Raw genomic sequence first — 17137 nt, forward strand, 5'->3', positions numbered from 1 at the left:
CCTGATGACACGGATACGGTGCTGGACCACACGACTGTCGTGCCACGAACAGACCGACAGTCGACACCCGGTATTGCACACCTGACTGTGGTTCCAGAGAATGCAGACCAGTCGTCCTGACCGTTCCGCCGTGTCGATGATATTGCCGCTTCCGATGACGCGCCGCCGAAAAGAAGTTTCTTGTCCCTGACCTGACTAACAGGTCGTATGGGATTATTCGACCGATTGAAGGGCGACGACGCACCGCGTGTTGCCTTCTTCGGCATTGACGGCGTACCGTTCAGCCTCATCGACGACCACCCCGACGTGTTCCCGAACCTCACGGAGATGGCGGCGGAAGGCAGCGCCGGCCCCATCGACAGCATCGTCCCGCCCGAATCAAGCGCCTGCTGGCCGGCGCTGACGACCGGTGTTAACCCCGGCCAAACGGGCGTCTACGGCTTCCAGGACCGCGAAGTCGGCTCCTACGATACCTACGTTCCGATGGGTCGTGACGTGCAGGCGACGCGGCTCTGGGACCGCGTCACCGACGATGGCCGCAACGCGACGGTCCTGAACGTGCCGGTTACCTTCCCGCCCCAGCGGAACGTCCAGCGGATGGTGTCGGGCTTTCTCTCACCCGGCGTCGATAAGGCCGCCTACCCGGACGAACTCCGGGACCATCTCGAGGACAGCGACTACCGGATCGACGTAAACGCCAAACTCGGCCACGACGACGACAAGAGCGATTTCGTCAAGGATGCTCACAAGACGCTGGAAAAGCGCTACGAAGCGTTCAGACACTACGTCGAACAGGACGACTGGGACCTGTTTTTCGGCGTGTTCATGACGACCGACCGGGTCAACCACTTCCTGTTCAAGGACTACGAGCGCGACGGCGAGAACCAGGAGGCGTTCTTCGAGTTCTACAAGCAGGTCGACGAGTACCTCGGCGACCTGCGCGACCGACTCCCCGACGACGTGACGATGGTCGTCGCCTCGGACCACGGCTTCACCTCGCTTGACTACGAGGTCCACTTCAACGAGTGGCTCCAGGAGGAGGGGTGGCTCGACTACGAGACCGACGACCACTCCGAACTCGGCGACATCAGCGAGGACACGAAGGCCTACTCGCTCATCCCCGGGCGTTTCTACATCAACCTAGAGGGCCGCGAACCGAACGGCGGCGTCCCGAAGGACATGTACGAGTCCGTCCGCGCCGACCTCAAACAGCGCCTCGAATCACTGGAAGGCCCTGACGGCAAGAAGGTCGCCGACCGCGTCGTCACCAAGGAAGACGCCTACCGCGGCGACCACGACGACATCGCGCCGGACCTCACCGTCGTCCCGAACCACGGCTTCGACCTGAAGGCCGGCTTCAAAGGCTCCGATGACGTGTTCGGCGTCGGGCCGCGAAACGGGATGCACAGCTTCGACAACGCGACGCTCGTGGTCGACGACCCGGACGTTCGCATCGACGACGCCGACCTCTACGACATCGCCCCGACAATTCTCGACCTGCTCGACCACGACTTCGACCGCGCGAAGTTCGACGGTAGCAGCCTCGCCTGAGGCACCCGTCTCGGTTGAGCGATTCTACTCTCTCCGCCGACGGCGGCGCCTAGAACAGGCCGTCAAGTTCGTCGCTCGTGAACTCGTCCGGGTCCGTCGTCGTGCCCTGGGAGCTGGCCGCCTCGCGGGCTCGGTTCATGAACTCGTCGACCCGTTCGGACCGTTCGACGCCGGACAGGACGATGAGTGAGGCGATTCTGTCGGAGCCAAGCGGGAAGTCACCGCCCCGGACCTCCATGCTGCCGGTCTGGTCTTCCACCCAGCGACGCGCCCGCTCGACGCCTTTCCGCGAGAGGCGTTCGGGGTCGCCCGCGACGACGAGCAGCGCCGAGTCGGCCTTGACCGCGTTGGGGAGGCTCATGCTCGTAAGGAGGGCGTTGCGGGTGACGCTGGTGATAGTGTTGACGTTCTCGCCGGCGTCCTCGCTGGCCTCGGCGCTGGCGTAGCCGATAGAGGCGATGCCGCCGCCCCTGAGCGTGTTGATTATCTCCGAGGAGTCGACGACGCTCTCGCCGACCCCCTCGACGGCCTCGCCGGAGGCAAACAGCAGGCCGACTCGCTGGGAGATGGCGTCGTTGACGCGTTCGAAGCCGGCGGCGACGCTGTCGCCGCTGCCCCGCCAGGCGTCGTTGTCGACGAGGAGGAGCGAGTCCGCTTCGCGGGCCGCGGTCTTGAGCGAGCGACCGGCGTTGGCCTGGTAGAGGCCGCCCTCGTCCCGGCCGGGGAGAATGCCGAGGACGTACACCGGCTTCTCGTAGATGCGCTTGAGCTCGCGGGTGAGCATCGGTGCGCCGCCGGAACCGGTACCGCCGCCGAGCCCGGCGACGACGACGATGGCTTCGGCCTCGGTCGTGATGCGGCCGTCGAGCTCGTCGAGCACCTCGGTGGCGTTTTCCTCCATGATCTGGGCACCGAGCTCGTTGTCTCCGCCGACGCCGTGACCTTTCACGCGGTCCTGTCCGATGAGGGCCGTATCGATATCGAGGTTCTGGAGGTCGGCCCGGGCCGTGTTGACGGCGAGGGCACCTCGGACAGCGTCGAACCCCATGTCGTAGTCGAACTGGGCGAGAGACTGGGTTACTTTTCCACCAGCCTGCCCGACACCAATCAGGACGACTTTCATACCAGATGTCTCGTGAGGCTGACTAATCAACGTTGTCCTCACACGGCGAACGGGTGGTAGGGAGAGTAAAACGGGGCCGCAGGGAGCGGGCGAGCGGCTACTCGATACGGAGCGTGTAGATCCGTTTGCGCGCGTCGGCAAACGAGAACCGGGAGTCGATGACGCCCACATCTTCGAGACGGGAGAGGGCGTACCGGACCGTCCGCGGCGGCAGTAGCGTCTCCTCGGCCAGCTGGCTCTGGGTCAGGGTGTCGTTGTACTCCAGGACTTTCGCGACGAGCTTCGCGCTCGGCGGGAGGTCGCGAACGGCGTCCCACCCGCTTTTCTCGTGTTCGCTGTCGGCATCGGCGGACTGGACATCGGATGCACTCATGGTACTTCCCCTGTATCCAATACAGAGTAATAATATTTTCTGTTCGAGATTATGCTCTGTGGAAATGTTTCGGCAAAAAACGCGACCAGGACCGGGTACCAGGCCCGAAAGTTTACCTTCGGTACATCCGGTGTCACTGACGTGGACGAAGTCGAGGTCAGCACAGTCGTACACGTCCCGCCCGAAGAGGTATACGAGTTCCTGCTGGACTTCCCGGGCTACGCGCGGTATTCCGAGTATCTCGACCGCGTAGTACAGGACGGCGACGGCTCGCCGGGAACGAACTACGACCTCGTGTTCTCGTGGTGGAAGCTCTCCTACACCGCTCGGTCGGAGGTGACCGACGTCTCGCCCCCGACGCGCATCGACTGGCGCATCGTCAAAGACATCGACGCCGAGGGGTACTGGGCGGTCGAACCTGACCCGGACGGCGTCCCGGCGGACGCGGAGACTTCGTCACGGGTGCGGTTTCACGTGGCGTTCGACCCCGGGTCGGCCTCTGACAACGCCGTCGACCTCCCCCGACTCGTCTCGATGGACTGGGTCATCGAGAAAGTCAAGCCGCTCATCCGCAAGGAGGCGACCAAAATCGTCGAACGCGTCGTCGAGGACCTCGAAGGACAGGAGCGGGATGTCGACCTAGAGATTCACACGGGTCCGGACTCGGTGTAACGCGGCGACGAACTGCTACTCGGGCGTCTCGTAGTCGCCGCCGTACCGGATGAAGAAGTACGCGAGGCCGAGCGTCGCGACCATCACGAACGAGGTTGCGACGCCGAGCGTCTTCGCGCTGTTTGGCACTTCCGGCGGGCCGGAACCCCCGCCGCCACCGCCGCCGCCAGAGGACTGCGTCGGGTAGTCGGTGCCGACGACGACGGCCCCCTTCATCCCGAGTCCCTCGTGGGGGACACAGACGTAGGGGTAGATGCCGTCCTCCTCGAAGGTGTACTCGTAGTTGACGCCGGCGCTGGAGACGGCGCTTCCCGAGTCGAGCGGCCCCTCGCCGTCCGAGACGACGTTGTGGCCGCCGCCGTTGCCCGTCCACTCGAACTGGACGGTCGCGCCGTTGTCGACGTGAATCGCGGGCGGGCCGAAGCCGAAGGCCCCGCCGTTGGCCTGCACGCCGACCTCTACCGTCGCCGAGTCCTGTCCGGTCGCATCGGCGACCGAGCCGTCGAAGTTCCCGACCTGGTCGAGGAACCCGCCGAAATCCGGCGGGCCACCGCCGCCACCGCCGTCGCCGCCTTCGGTACCTTCCTGTGCGGTCGCGGTGCCTGCAGCGGCCGACGCAGCCGTGGCTCCGGCCGCCGTCCGAAGAAAGCCCCGACGGGACACGTCCGCTCTACCGTCTGTCATACCTGACCGTTTGGGACTCCCCGTCCTGAATATGTCGGTTTCGAATCGCGCCGTTCGCCCTCGCAGTCGCGGCGCGCCAGCCCCCGGTGCCGTGAAACATTTAACGCCGGTAGAACGAAACCACCCGTATGTCTACCGGAAGCCACGGGGTCGTCGGCGGGATCCGTATCGACCTCAACCGCTTGCACGAAACGTGGATGGAACTCGTGTATCCACGCCAGCGAAACGCCAGCGACACGGTTCTCGGAACCTGGACGCCGGACTCCTCGGTCGGGATGGCTCTCTATCGCCTCTGGTCCGCGCTCGGGGTTCCGGTCATCGCGCTGGTCTACCCGCTGGTGCTGTGTGGCGTCGTCCTGCGATACCAGACCCGGCGTATCGACGGCACGGCGACGCGCCTGGGCGTTATCGGCGTCGTTCTCCTCTCCGTGCTCGTCTGGGGTGGTCTGGCGGCTCTCGCGCGGTTCGAACCGGGAAGCATCGACCTCGTGTCGGGGGGGTTCACCGCGGTCGCTGTGGCCGGCGGTGTGGCCACGCTGTCGGCCGCGCTCGCCGTCACCTTCCGTCGGGTCGGCGGCCGCGGGACGACGGTGGCACTGGCGTACCCGTTCGCCGTGACGGCGGTCTTCCTGCCGCCGGTCGTCGCGGCGCTGTACTCGACCACTGTCGCCTCCGTCGTCATTCCCGCGAGTGACTCGCTGTCCCGGTGGTTCCTCTACGAGGTGCTGGCCTCCGTCGGCGTCGCGGAGTTCTTCATCCAGAACTTCGAACGGGAGGGTCTCGCCTACGTCCTCATCTGGCTCGGCATCTCTATCCCGCTGGGGTGGGTGCTCGGCCTGCTGGTGACGCTTGCGGACCTCGTCCGCCCGACCGAGTGACCGCAAAGCCAGCGCCGAGACGACCTCGGCTCCGACGTTTTGCTGTTATCAGTCGCCGTGAATACGGAGAATCTACTCTGGCGGGAGCTATACGCGAGTGGCCCCGAGTACCGTTTATAGCGGCCATACTATCGGGGGAGTGGAGTCTTGCCCATCCAATGCCTACAGGTAGCTGATGCCGCATTCAGATACGACCTCTATCTACGAGTGGTTGTGTTGCCCGGAGTGCGATTCCAGGGGGATTATCCGTGGCCCACGGAACGAGCACGGGTCCGTCAAAATCGAATGTGAAGAGTGCGGTACGACCGGCTGGGTCGGGCTTTGAATCGGGCGCCGGGTGCTGTACTCGCGGTTGAGCGCGGTTCCACGCACCGAAGTCACCGATTCCGGCAGCGGTTAACGGTGATACTGCCAGTGGACGGTCACCGAGCGCCCGTCTCACCCACCCTTACGAACAAACCGTATTCACGACAACTGTACTGAAATCCGACGAAGCGCTTCCCGAACACAGTGAGACGTAATCATCTCCCGAAGCCTCGCCAGGACCGCTGGTGATGGATACGACGTGCGTACCGGTCACCGGTTTCGCACGCGGTTTCACAGACCTCCATCGGTCAGTACACATCTCGTACCGGTCTCTGAGGGCACTTGGAATCGGCGAAATTCGGGGTTAGTGGTGCGTTGACGTTGCGGACCTCGTGGACCGAAATATACTCTACGGACTGGCGCGGAACTCGCCGTGTTTCATCCCGAAGAAGAACGCGATGACCGAGAACACGATCATCGAGGGCAGCACCATCATGAACACCGTCGAAGACGTCATCACAGACGTGAGCGCGACCGCCGCAACGGCGACGATCACGACGAGCGGGGCCACTGCGGTCGCGAAGTCAAAATCCATACCTTCGGTTGTGCCCGGACGAATAAATTCTTTAAGAAAGTAAGCCAGGTTGACTGGTGCTAGTGTGAAAGCAACACTGCCCGAGTGTTGGACAGAAACCCTCTATTCATGACGCCAGAATCACCGTTACCAGGGTCTGAGAACCTGTTTCACCAGTTTAGGCACAAACCCTCGACGAGCTCAGGTCGGCGGTCGCATCTACCGTCCTCTTCGATGTCCTCGCTGTCGGGACCTTTGTGAGCTGATGATGACGAGTACCGTGATGCCGGTTATGGGCGGCCTGCTCGTGGTCGGTCCCATCACACACCGCATCGGCGTCAAACACGGCGAGTACCGCACGACCCGCTTAACACCCCAGTAACGAACGTCTGACTGGTCGCTACGACGGCGTCGCGTCGTCCGGCCGAATCACGGTTTCTTCCGGCACATCTCCGTCAGCGACTGCGAGGTCGGCGGTCTCGTCGCCGCCGAACACCACAGTCGCGCCGGCCCGCATCGGTGCAAGCAGTCCGGCGACGACTGCGCCCGCGGTCGTCATCGGCGCCCGAAGCGCGACGGTCGTCTCCGCGTCGATGCCGTAGTCGGCGGCGACGCGACCGCTCTCGGCCATGAGCTCGCCGTGGGTGTACGTTCTGTCGGCCGCCAGCACGTCGTCCTCGGGTGTGATTTCACCCGGTGGCTGAAGCGGATTCTCGCTCCACAGTTCCCGCTCGAACTGGGCGATAGTCGGGTCCTCGACCGGACCGCCGTATGCCAGCCCCTTCGTCCCCGGGCCCAGGGTGTAGCGGTCGAGCCACGCCGCCGGCGCGACGAGTGCCGTCGCGTCGACCGCACTCGGTGGGTCCATATCCACGACTGCGCCATCGAGCGCAGCCGCGAGGAAGGCAAGCAGCGCGTCCGGCGCGTCCCGGAGGTAGCCCGGCCGGTCCTCGTCGGTCGGCTCTTTCGGACCGACGACGACGGCGACCCGCGTCCCGTGCCGGACGCCGTAGTGCCGCAGTAGGTTCCCGCCCTTCCAGGCGTTCGTGGCGAAATCGGAGTAGCTGTACGGCGTCGCCCGCTCCGGCGAACGAAAGAGGACGCCGTCGCGGTCGCGTCCCGCTGCGACGAGGTCACCGAGTACCTGCATGCGTCGTCGTTCGGTCCCACCGCTCAAAAACAGCGCGGCCACAAAGCCGATGTAGGTGGCCATCCCCACGCTCTAGAAATGAAACGACAACAACAGGTTGCCGACGTACTCAGGCACAGCGACATCGACACGCCGCCCGCCCACCGGTTGCTCGACGTGGTCGCTGAGCTCGGTGCCATCGCGGCCGAGGTCAACGAGTCGACCGGATACGGGACCGATTCGACGGCGCTGTCGATACGGGAGGACGAGCTCGGCGACGCCCTGTTCGCGTTGCTCGCGCTGTGTGAACAACTCGACGTCGACGCCGACGCCGCGCTCTCCTCGGCGCTCGCGAAGTACGAGGGACAGTCCGGCACGAACGGAACGCCGGCCAGCGGCGACTGATTACAGCGAGTTTTTCAGCTTCTCGAAGAAGCCTTCCCCGACGTCGACCTCCTCGCCGCCGGCCTCCGCGAACTGTTCGAGGGCCTCCTTCTGCTCGGTGTTGAGGCTGTCCGGCGTGACGACCTGTACCTGGACGTAGAGGTCACCCTGGCCGCGGCGGCGGAGCCGCGGCATCCCCTTGCCCTCCAGGCGGAACACCTCGCCGCTCTGGGTGCCGCTTGGCACGTCGACCTCGACCTCGCCGTCAAGCGTCGGGACGGTGATGGTGTCGCCGAAGACGGCCTGCGGGAACGAGATGGCCTGCTGGTGTTGCAGGTCGTCGCCGTCGCGCTCGAAGTCCGGGTGGTCGCGGACGCTCACCTGGATGAGCAGGTCGCCGTTCGGGCCGCCGTGCTCCCCGGGCGCGCCCTCGCGTTCCATCCGGAGCGTCTGCCCGTCGGCGATACCGGCCGGGATCTCGACCTCGAGGCTCGCGTCGTTCTGGACGACGCCGTTGCCCCGACAGGTCGAACACGTCTCGTCGTACAGCGTCCCCTCGCCCTCACACCGGCGGCAGGTCGTCGTCTGCTGGACCCGTCCCATCGGCGTCTGCTGGACCTGCGTCGTCTGGCCCTGCCCGTTACACTCCGGACAGGTCTCCGAGTCGGCGCCCGGCGGATGCCCGGCCCCGTCACAGTCGTCGCAGGTCTCCGGTCGGGTGACGTTCAACTGCTTCGTCGCGCCGTTGTACGCCTCCTCGAGGTCGATATCCAGTCGCGTCTGGAGGTCCTGCCCCTGTCGCCGTCGGTTGCCGCGCCCGCCGCGGCCACCGCCACCGCCTCCAAAGAACTGGTCGAAGATGTCCTGCATATCGAAGCCGCCGGCGCCGCCGCCAAAGGGGTCCCCGCCCATCCCGCCGCGGCCGCCGCCACCGGCCCCGCCGCGCTTCTCGGCCTGTTCGAAGCGCTCGTGACCCATCTGGTCGTACATCTGGCGCTTCTCCTCGTCGGTGAGGACCTCCTTGGCCTTCTTGGCCTGCTTGAACTTCTCCTCGGCGTCGGGGTCATCGCTCACGTCCGGGTGATATTCCCGGGCTTTCTCCCGATAGGCCTCCTTGATCTCGTCTTCGGAGGCGTCCCGAGAGACACCCAGTATCTCGTAGAAATCCTGACTCATTCGTTGTACGGGGCATAGACGATTGAGATACTTCAAAAGAACGGGTTGCCGACTAGCAGTGATTGGACGTACTGGCCCAAACTGGAACAGCGAGAAAGCCCCCACGCCATCGACTCCCGCGGCTCGCTGTCGTTCGAAAGACGCAGAGCGTCTTTCGGGATGACGAGAGCGCTCTCCGCTCTCGAACCACGCGCAGCAAACCCCCGAGTTCAGCCTATCGGGGCTTTCTGGCTCTTTATCGTCGTCCCACTGACCAGCCCTGGTACATAGAACACCTCGACACCGACGTTCGGACCGTACCGGGGCGCTTATTTTCGTGCCGGGGGAGGATTCGGGCAATGAGTCCAGAGCGTGGTATCCGAGGTCTCGTCACGGTCGAGCGAGTCGCAGTCTGGGGGCTCGCGGCGCTGGCCGTCGTCGGGCTGGTCGCGCTGGTGGTCGGCCCCGGCGCAGACCTGCGGACGGCGTCGCCCTCGGTCACCGTCGACGGCCAGTTCGACGCCGACGCGGGGGCGGTCACGCTCACTCACGCCGGCGGGGACCGCCTCACGGACACCAGCACACACGCCCTGGAACTTGTCGTCACCGACGCCGACCGGAACCGTTCGACCACGCTGACGTGGGCCGGGGCGGACCAGTTGCCTGTCCAGTCCGGCGATACGGTCGTCGTCGACGACCCGCGCGTGGATTCGGACGGTGACGGTGACTACCTCGACGGCGACGTCTCGGTCGGCTTCTATCTCGACAGCGGCGACACCGTTACCGTCCGCTGGACCGGCCGCCCACTCGGTGCGCCCGGCGAGCGGACGACCACGCTCGGCACGGTCACGCTCGGTAACGAGACTGGTTGACGGCACTCCTGTCCTATCGCGTCCACGAACCCGCTCCTGCGAATCTTTACGCCCGCCCGTGTCTTATGCTAACATATGTCTGCTGACGACGCATATCAGGCAGTGGTCCCGCTGGACCGCCTTCGAGACGAGACGCCGGTCGTCGAACAGGTCGGCGGACGGTCCATCGCAGTCTTCGCCCACGACGACCGCGTGTACGCGGTCGACAACCGGTGTCCCCACATGGGATTCCCGCTCTCCGAGGGGTCGGTCGAGGACGGGCTCCTCACCTGCCACTGGCATCACGCCCGGTTCGAACTGGCCTGTGGCGACACGCTCGACCCCTGGGCCGACGACGTGCAGACGTTCCCCGTCACGGTTCGGGACGGCACGGTGTTCGTCGACCCCGACCCCGAACCTGACGTGACGCCCGCGACCCACTGGCGCAACCGACTCGCCGACTCGCTCCAGCAGAACCTCGGCCTCGTGGCGGCGAAGGCCGTCGTTCACCTCGACGACCTCGGAGAGGGGTTCGACACGCCGCTCTCGACCGCGCTTGATTTCGGCGTCACCTACCGGTCGATGGGCTGGAGCAGCGGCCTGACGACGCTGGGTGCGATGGCGAACCTCTACGACGACGTGGCCCACGACGAGAAGCTCCGGGCGATGTACGTCGGCGTCACCGCAGTGGCCGACGACTGCGCCGGCGAGCCACCGCGGTTCCCGCAGTACGAACTCGGCAACGACGCCCTCTCGAAGTCCCGCCTGAAGTCGTGGTTCCGCCAGACCTGTGAGGTTCGGGACAGCGACGGCGCACAGCGCTGTCTCCGAACGGCCGCGAGTGTACTTCCGCCCGCCGACGTGGTCGAGATACTGCTCGCGGCGGCGACGGACCACCTGTATCTGAACGCCAGCCACACGCTGGATTTCGTGAACAAGGCCGTCGAGACGCTGGACCACGTCGGCTGGGACCGCGCCGACGACGTGCTGGCGTCGACCGTCGACCAGTTTACCGACGCCACACGGAGCGAGGAGCGGTCCCAGTGGCGACAGCCCGTCGACGTGGCACAGCTGTGCTTCGACGCCCACAGGGCGCTCCCTGACCTCCTCGCCGCCGGCGAGGGTCGGACCTGGGACCGCCCCGACGACTTCGTCGAGACGCTCCTGCAGGCCGACCCCGACGCCATCGTCGACGCGCTCCGGGACGCCATCCGGTCGGGCGCGACCGCCGAGCAACTGACGCGGGCCGTCGCGCTCGCGGCGACCCGGCGGGTGGCCCAGTTCGGGACGAGCAACGAGTTCTCGGACTGGAACACCGTCCATCACACGTTCAGCTACGCCAACGCCGCCCACGCGCTCGCGGCCCGAACCGACGCGGCCGCGGCCTACCGGCCGTGTTTCGACGGCGCGATGTCGGTGTACCTCGACCGGTTCCTGAACTCTCCGCCCGCGCCGCTGCCCGAACCCGGCGAGTCCGACCGCGACCCGGCGGCCATCCGCGATGACCTCCTGGGAACCTTCGACGAGCAGGGCCGGGTCGACGACGCCGGGGCGCTCGTCGGCGAGCACTTCGACGCGGGCGGGGCCGTCACAGAGCTCCAGCAGACGCTTGCCGAGGGATTGTTGCGCGAGGATGCGGGCTTTCACGAACTGCAGCACCTGGAGGCTGCCCTCCGACAGGCCGAGTTCGCCACGACTCCGGCGGAGCGGCGTCTTTCGCTGGTCGCGGCGGCCCGTTATCTCGCTGCTCACTTCCCGACGCGCCGGGAGCGGGAACAGACGTTCACCATCGCCCGTCGCCTGTTCCGGGGCGAGAAACTCCACGGGAGCGAGGCCACGCCCGACGGGACGGTCTAGATACGCCACCGTGCCGTCGACGGCGCTTCTGGTGCGGTGCTGTCACGAACAGACGTGTACAGTGTGGACGTACACGTCCCCATCTCCGGTCACGGTCACCGCGTAGTCGCTCAACCGAAACGAGAGCGATACGTCGCTGTCCAGGCCTGCCGCATGCACGAACAGCTCATCGAGCGCGTCCGGGTCCAGCGATTCGATGAGCGGCGAAAGCTCTATGGCCTCCCGGTCGGCCGCGATCGCGACCGTCTGAACGACCGCGACCGAGGGCGAGACGGCCTTCCAGTCGAACTCCGCGTGGAGAACGTCTGGGTCGTCCTCTGTCCCGTCGGACCAGTCGTCGGACCCACTCATTGGTAGGAACGTGTCTGCCTACCATCTTAATTCTACTGTCAATTTTTCAGTTAGAATTGTGATGTACCGAGCGACTACCTGATATCCGAGTACATATCGGCGACGTATTCGCGATCCTACGGTAGTACCTCGTTTCCCAAATACAAACTGACATAATAGCTGTCCGATTCGCTTGCATTTTCATGTGGTATCGCCCAGAGCGGCGATCTCGCGGCCAGGGGGCGTACTGCTACGGTGCACTTGACAGCACCCCTCGTCGATGGACATCACGACTGAGACGCCTTCGTTACGGTTCACAGGCGCGGTTTCGTGAAAGTAGCACGCAGCAGCTGTGGTTGGGACACATAGAGTGCTGCGTGCCAGGTGCTCATAGTCAGAACGCATGTATAACAGTTGTGTGATTAACTGAGTAAACTCAAATGTAGTGCCGAAATAACTTAGACACACATCGGCGATTAAAACCGATAGAACCCCGTCTCGCTACACCACGCCGCGAACTGCTCACCGAACACCGCTAACTGAGACCACAGTCGGCAGTGTTACAGTAACAACGTCTTTTACCTGTGGGCGTCATCCATCTACATATCCTCGGTTTCGACCGAGACGAAGGTTGGGACACATGAAATCTGATGCAACACACGAAGAAGCAGTCAGTTTACTCCAGGAGTTGGGGTTGAAAGAGTACGAGGCGAAATGCTTTGTCGGACTCTCTCGCATGTCCAGCGGTACAGCGAAGGGACTGAGCGAGGTGACAGAGGTTCCGCGGACGCGCGTCTACGACGCCGTCCGAATCCTCGAGGCGAAGGGTCTGGTCGAGGTACAGCACTCGAGTCCACAGCAGTTCCGAGCCGTCCCGCTATCCGAGGCCACCGAAACGCTCCAGGACCAGTACGAGGAGCGCGTCGAGCGTCTCCAGTCCGCACTGCACGCGATGGGGAGCATCGAGGTCGACGACGATGATGCAACGCTACAGGAGGTCTGGTCGCTCACCGGGTCCGACGCCATAGCGAACCGTGCCGCGGGAATCATCGGAGATGCGACCGAAGAGGTGGTGCTCGTCATCGGTGCCGAAGCCATCCTCACGGACTCGCTGATCCAGCAACTCAATTCGCTTGACCCGGACACCGAACTCATCGTCGGGAGCGGCTCCGCTTCGATACGGGACCGCGTGGAACGAGAGATTCCACGCGCCACCGCGTATCTGTCGGAACTGGACTGGCTCCACGGTGAGATGATACCTGAGGAGGACACCGCTGTCGGACGACTCCTGCTCGTCGACCGGTCGGCGATGCTCGTCAGCTCAATCGACCCACAGACTGGCGACGAACAGGCCATCTTCGCGACCGGACTCAGAAACGGACTCATCGTCATCGCGCGCCGGCTCCTCTCGCAGGGCGTCGTGGAGATGACGCCACTACAACAGGATTAGCGAGCCATGCGCGCGGGCCGTCGTAGCCTCTTTCATTCACTCGCTGCGATACTTCGAGAGGAACCCGAGTAACGGCCGGAGCCGCTCGTACTCCGGGCCGCGTGTTACCGAGTGGGTTTCCCGGTCCCACTCGATGAGCCCCGTCGCCGCCAGTTTCGGGAGATGGCGGTGATAGAGTTCCGCCGGAACGGCCGGCTCCCCGACAAGTGATCGGTCACCGTCGAAATCCGAGGCAGATGGCTGCCACCGCTCCACGTCACGCAGCGCGAACAGTATCTGTCGGCGGTCCTCGTGTCGAACCGCGTCGAGCTGGGCGCTCAGACTCTGTGGCTGAATTCGGTTCTGGTTGCTCACTGAGGGGCCGTACGTTCGACTCTCTGATATATATGTACTATTTTCATTATCGAGTGTTGTCTTGATTATCAGGGTGAATCAGATGAACCGGCGCTCCTGTCGACTCGGTTAGCGGAACAGACGCGGTGGCACGGCAGAGTCCGGGTGGTATACTTCTCCACCGCAAAAATGATAGATACTCGTCACTCCCACAACTTGTAGTTCGAGTGACCGTTACTGCAGCACCCGCGACGGGTCATCCCAGCACCGACGACCCGGTCTCGTTAGTCCTCGTCGCCCAACTCGGAAAGGTCCCTCTGGTCGCTTTCTGAGACACCGATAGACTCGCACCGCTCGTCTATCGAGCAGCCGAGAGCGACTCGTCTCGTTTCACTCGTCTTTGTCGCTCTCGTCGACGTCGTCAGACGCAGTCTGACGGGCTGACGGAAACGACTTACTCTTCGTCGTTTTCGTCAACGTCTTCGAAGTCGGCGTCGACGTACTCCTCGCCCTGCTCGGCCGCGCCGCCTGCTGCGCCGCCCGGTCCGGCAGCGCCGCCGGGGCCGGCCGCGCCGCCCGGTCCAGCGCCCGCGGCCCCGCCGGCGGCCTGCTGGGCCTGCTCCTGGTACATCTGCTTGCCGATCTCCTGCAGTTCCTCGCTCAGGGTCTCGGTGACCTCCTCGTAGTCTTCCTTCGTGGCGTCCTCGTCTTCGAGGACCTCTTCGACGTCCTCGATTTTCGCCTCGATGTCGGACTGGAGGTCCTCGTCGATCTCCTCCTCGTTCTCGTCGAGGAGGGTCTCGGCGCGGCGGACGGACGCCTCGGCCTCGTTGCGCGCCTCGATGCGCTCGCGGCGCTGCTCGTCCTCCTCGGCGTGCTGTTCGGCCTCCTGTTGCATCTCCTCGATCTGCTCGTCGGAGAGGCCCGCACCGCCTTCGATGGTGATGTCCTCCTTGTTGCCCGAGCCCTTGTCCTCGGCTTCGACGTTGACGATGCCGTTCTCGTCGATGTTGAACGAGACCTCGATCTGGGGCGTGCCCGCGGGGGCCGGCGGGATGCCGGAGAGCGCGAACGCGCCGAGCAGTTCGTTCTCCTCTGCGATCTCACGCTCGCCCTGGAAGACCCGTATCTGGACCTGCGTCTGGTTGTCCTGGGCGGTCGTGAAGATCTTCGACTCCTCGGTCGGGATGGTGGTGTTCTTCTCGATGAGTCGCTCGAACAGGCCACCCTTGACCTCGACACCGAGCGACAGCGGCGTCACGTCGAGCAGGACGATGTCGTCCACGTCGCCTGAGAGGACGCCGGCCTGGATGGCCGCGCCCAGCGCGACGGCCTCGTCGGGGTTGACGTTCTTTTTCGGCTCCTGCCCGGTCATCTCCTCGACCTGGTCCTGAACCTGGGGCATCCGCGTCGAACCACCGACGAGGATGACCTCGTCGATGTCGCTTTTGGTGTAGTCGGCGTCGGCAAGCGCCTGCTCCGTCGGGCCGACGGTGCGCTCGATGAGGTCCTCGGTGAGCGACTCGAATTTCGCACGCGTGAGCTTCTGTTCGAGGTCCAGCGGCCCGTCGTCCGTGGTCGCGATGAACGGGAGGTTGATGCGGGTCTCCTTGCGCGAGGAGAGTTCGATCTTGGCTTCCTCGGCGGCCTCGGTCAGGCGCTGGAGCGCCTGCCGGTCGTCGCGGAGGTCGACGCCGTGTTCGGCCGCGAACTCGTCGGCGAGGTAGTCGATGATGGCGTGGTCCCAGTCGTCCCCACCGAGGTCGTTGTCCCCGTTCGTCGCGACGACTTCGTAGACGCCCCCGCCCAGGTCGAGGATGGACACGTCGAAGGTCCCCCCACCGAGGTCGTACACGAGGACGGTCTGGTCGGACTCGTCGTCGAGGCCGTAGGCCATCGCGGCCGCCGTCGGCTCGTTGACGATGCGCTCGACCTCGAAGCCGGCGATCTCGCCGGCGTCCTTGGTCGCCTGGCGCTGTCGGTCGTTGAAGTACGCCGGGACGGTAATGACCGCCTTCTCGATCTCGTCACCGAGGTACTCCTCGGCGTCACGCTTGATCTTCTGGAGGATCATCGCCGAGACCTGCTCGGGCGTGTACTCCTCCCCGTCCAGTTCGACCGTGTAGTCGTCCTCGCCCATGTGGCGCTTGATCGACTGGATGGTCTGGTCGGGGTTCTTTACCGCCTGGTTCTTCGCCGGTTTCCCGACGAGTTGCTCGCCGTCGTCGAACGCGACGACAGAGGGTGTCGTCCGCTCGCCTTCGCCGTTGACAATGATTTCGGGATCGCCACCTTCCATGACCGCGAACGCGCTGTTCGTGGTCCCGAGGTCGATACCCAGAATCTTGTTGGTCGCCATCTTACGCGCTCATAGCGGATTGGGCCGGTTAAAAGTTGCTAGATGTACTGATTAGAAAAACGGCCGAGGGCCCCTCCTCCGGGCGGTTTTATACTCGGTGGCGTTCCCTGACCGGTGATTATTTAATGTACCGCAATGCGACCGCTATACCGCCGAGGCTGCCCGTTACTCCTCGCTCTCGCTGACGGTCACCTGCGCCTCGCGCAGCACTTTGTCGGCCATCTCGTAGCCCGGTCGGTGGACGTCGGCGATTGCCCCGCCCGGCTGGTCGCTGTCGACGCGGGCGAGCACCTGATGCTGTGTCGGGTCGACGTCGCCGCCCGGCTCGGGGTCGATAACCTCGACGTTCTCGACGTCGAGCACGTCATCAAGCTGGCGGAGCGTGGACTCGACCCCGCCTCTGATGTCCGTATCTTCGTCCTGTTCGAGCGCGCGCTCCAGATTGTCCCGAACGTCCAGCAGGCGCGTCACGAGGTCCTCGGTGGCGCGCTGTTGCTCCTGTTCGCGGCGCTTGTCCATCCGCTTCTTGTAGTTCTGGAACTCCGCCTGCTTGCGCTTGAGCTTCGATTCCAGCTCCTCGATGTCGTCGCCCTGCTGCTCGACCTGCGATTCGAGACTGTCCGTGCGTGTCCGCAGCGCGGCGAGTTCCCGGGCGATGTCTTCGGGGTCCGACTCGGCGACCCGGTCGACCAGGTCGTCGTCGACGTCGAACTCGCCCAGGTCAACCTCATCCGCGGCGACGTCCTCGGGCGCCTCCTCGAAGTCCGCGTCGACGTCGCCGTCCGCTTGTCCCTCGCTCGCCGTCGCGGCCGTATCGTCGGCTGCGTCCTGCTCGGTCATACCCGATAGAAGTCGTCACGTGGATAAAAGGATTCAGAAACGGTACGACGGTGACACTGCCCCCGGATGGCGGTGTTACAGGAGGAAGCTAACGACCATCAGGACGAGGAACACGACGACGAGTATCTTCGCGATTCGCATGCTGAGCCCCGCCACACCACCCAGTCCTGCCAGTCCGGCGACGACGGCGAGGACGAGGAACAGCAGCGCCAGTTCGAGGAACCCGCCACCGGGCTGGAGCGGGACCGCGGTCAGTAGGTGCTTCACGACGTCTGTTACGCCCTCGTT

18 protein-coding genes are annotated in these 17137 nt (G+C 64.6%); 7 read left to right on the forward strand and 11 right to left on the reverse strand.

The window, feature by feature from the left end; translation table 11 throughout:
- The first annotated feature begins 207 nt into the window (after nucleotides 1–207).
- The gene (locus KZ498_RS05720) at nucleotides 208–1551 is read left to right on the forward strand and encodes an alkaline phosphatase family protein (protein ID WP_312617569.1); all 1344 of its coding nucleotides are present in this window, start codon (nucleotides 208–210) and stop codon (nucleotides 1549–1551) included.
- 49 nt (nucleotides 1552–1600) lie between these two features.
- On the opposite strand, the gene KZ498_RS05725 is transcribed toward KZ498_RS05720, so the two are convergent.
- Nucleotides 1601–2674 (reverse strand): tubulin/FtsZ family protein, encoded by a 1074-nt coding sequence (locus KZ498_RS05725; protein WP_312617571.1) that lies wholly within the window; start codon nucleotides 2672–2674, stop codon nucleotides 1601–1603.
- Between the two features lie 97 nt (nucleotides 2675–2771).
- Nucleotides 2772–3047: a helix-turn-helix domain-containing protein gene (locus tag KZ498_RS05730; protein ID WP_312617573.1), complete on the reverse strand. Its 276-nt coding sequence runs from the start codon at nucleotides 3045–3047 to the stop codon at nucleotides 2772–2774.
- A 141-nt stretch (nucleotides 3048–3188) separates the two neighbouring features.
- Between KZ498_RS05730 and KZ498_RS05735 the strand changes: the two genes are divergently transcribed.
- Nucleotides 3189–3719 (forward strand): SRPBCC family protein, encoded by a 531-nt coding sequence (locus tag KZ498_RS05735; RefSeq protein WP_312617574.1) that lies wholly within the window; start codon nucleotides 3189–3191, stop codon nucleotides 3717–3719.
- A gap of 15 nt (nucleotides 3720–3734) precedes the next feature.
- On the opposite strand, the gene KZ498_RS05740 is transcribed toward KZ498_RS05735, so the two are convergent.
- The gene (locus KZ498_RS05740; protein WP_312617575.1) at nucleotides 3735–4403 is read right to left on the reverse strand and encodes a halocyanin domain-containing protein; all 669 of its coding nucleotides are present in this window, start codon (nucleotides 4401–4403) and stop codon (nucleotides 3735–3737) included.
- Between the two features lie 128 nt (nucleotides 4404–4531).
- On the opposite strand from KZ498_RS05740, the gene KZ498_RS05745 reads away from it, so the two are divergent.
- Nucleotides 4532–5281, forward strand: a complete 750-nt coding sequence (locus KZ498_RS05745; protein ID WP_312617576.1) for a hypothetical protein — start codon at nucleotides 4532–4534, stop codon at nucleotides 5279–5281.
- Between the two features lie 715 nt (nucleotides 5282–5996).
- Here KZ498_RS05745 and KZ498_RS05750 read toward each other — a convergent pair.
- Nucleotides 5997–6182, reverse strand: a complete 186-nt coding sequence (locus tag KZ498_RS05750; RefSeq protein ID WP_312617577.1) for a hypothetical protein — start codon at nucleotides 6180–6182, stop codon at nucleotides 5997–5999.
- 379 nt (nucleotides 6183–6561) lie between these two features.
- A complete protein-coding gene (locus tag KZ498_RS05755) occupies nucleotides 6562–7311 on the reverse strand; it encodes a hypothetical protein (protein WP_312618500.1) in 750 nt (249 codons plus the stop codon).
- A 78-nt stretch (nucleotides 7312–7389) separates the two neighbouring features.
- Here KZ498_RS05755 and KZ498_RS05760 point away from each other — a divergent pair, with 78 nt between their 5' ends.
- Nucleotides 7390–7695 carry a MazG-like family protein gene (locus tag KZ498_RS05760; RefSeq protein WP_312617578.1) on the forward strand — a complete coding sequence of 102 codons (306 nt, stop codon included), beginning with the start codon at nucleotides 7390–7392 and terminating at the stop codon, nucleotides 7693–7695.
- Here KZ498_RS05760 and dnaJ read toward each other — a convergent pair whose 3' ends face one another.
- Nucleotides 7696–8850, reverse strand: a complete 1155-nt coding sequence (gene dnaJ, locus KZ498_RS05765; protein WP_312617579.1) for a molecular chaperone DnaJ — start codon at nucleotides 8848–8850, stop codon at nucleotides 7696–7698.
- A gap of 338 nt (nucleotides 8851–9188) precedes the next feature.
- Here dnaJ and KZ498_RS05770 point away from each other — a divergent pair, with 338 nt between their 5' ends.
- Together KZ498_RS05770 and KZ498_RS05775 are read left to right on the forward strand one after the other, a co-directional pair.
- Entirely contained in the window at nucleotides 9189–9701 is a 513-nt protein-coding gene (locus KZ498_RS05770; RefSeq protein WP_312617580.1) for a hypothetical protein, read from the forward strand.
- Nucleotides 9702–9776: 75 nt separating this feature from the next.
- Nucleotides 9777–11537: a Rieske 2Fe-2S domain-containing protein gene (locus tag KZ498_RS05775; protein WP_312617582.1), complete on the forward strand. Its 1761-nt coding sequence runs from the start codon at nucleotides 9777–9779 to the stop codon at nucleotides 11535–11537.
- A gap of 42 nt (nucleotides 11538–11579) precedes the next feature.
- On the opposite strand, the gene KZ498_RS05780 is transcribed toward KZ498_RS05775, so the two are convergent.
- A complete protein-coding gene (locus KZ498_RS05780) occupies nucleotides 11580–11888 on the reverse strand; it encodes a HalOD1 output domain-containing protein (protein ID WP_312617583.1) in 309 nt (102 codons plus the stop codon).
- A 619-nt stretch (nucleotides 11889–12507) separates the two neighbouring features.
- On the opposite strand from KZ498_RS05780, the gene KZ498_RS05785 reads away from it, so the two are divergent.
- Nucleotides 12508–13317, forward strand: a complete 810-nt coding sequence (locus KZ498_RS05785) for a helix-turn-helix domain-containing protein (RefSeq protein ID WP_312617584.1) — start codon at nucleotides 12508–12510, stop codon at nucleotides 13315–13317.
- Nucleotides 13318–13353: 36 nt separating this feature from the next.
- On the opposite strand, the gene KZ498_RS05790 is transcribed toward KZ498_RS05785, so the two are convergent.
- From KZ498_RS05790 to KZ498_RS05805, 4 genes are all read right to left on the reverse strand, one after another.
- A complete protein-coding gene (locus KZ498_RS05790) occupies nucleotides 13354–13671 on the reverse strand; it encodes a hypothetical protein (protein ID WP_312617585.1) in 318 nt (105 codons plus the stop codon).
- A 433-nt stretch (nucleotides 13672–14104) separates the two neighbouring features.
- Entirely contained in the window at nucleotides 14105–16009 is a 1905-nt protein-coding gene (gene dnaK, locus KZ498_RS05795) for a molecular chaperone DnaK (protein WP_312617586.1), read from the reverse strand.
- A 165-nt stretch (nucleotides 16010–16174) separates the two neighbouring features.
- Nucleotides 16175–16849 (reverse strand): nucleotide exchange factor GrpE, encoded by a 675-nt coding sequence (locus KZ498_RS05800; RefSeq protein WP_312617587.1) that lies wholly within the window; start codon nucleotides 16847–16849, stop codon nucleotides 16175–16177.
- A gap of 75 nt (nucleotides 16850–16924) precedes the next feature.
- Nucleotides 16925–17116, reverse strand: coding sequence for a DUF1328 family protein (locus tag KZ498_RS05805; protein ID WP_014039548.1), 192 nt, complete (start codon nucleotides 17114–17116; stop codon nucleotides 16925–16927).
- Nucleotides 17117–17137 lie beyond the last annotated feature (21 nt).

The sequence above is a fragment of the Haloarcula sp. 1CSR25-25 genome (genome assembly GCF_032027985.1).
Lineage (GTDB): Archaea > Halobacteriota > Halobacteria > Halobacteriales > Haloarculaceae > Haloarcula.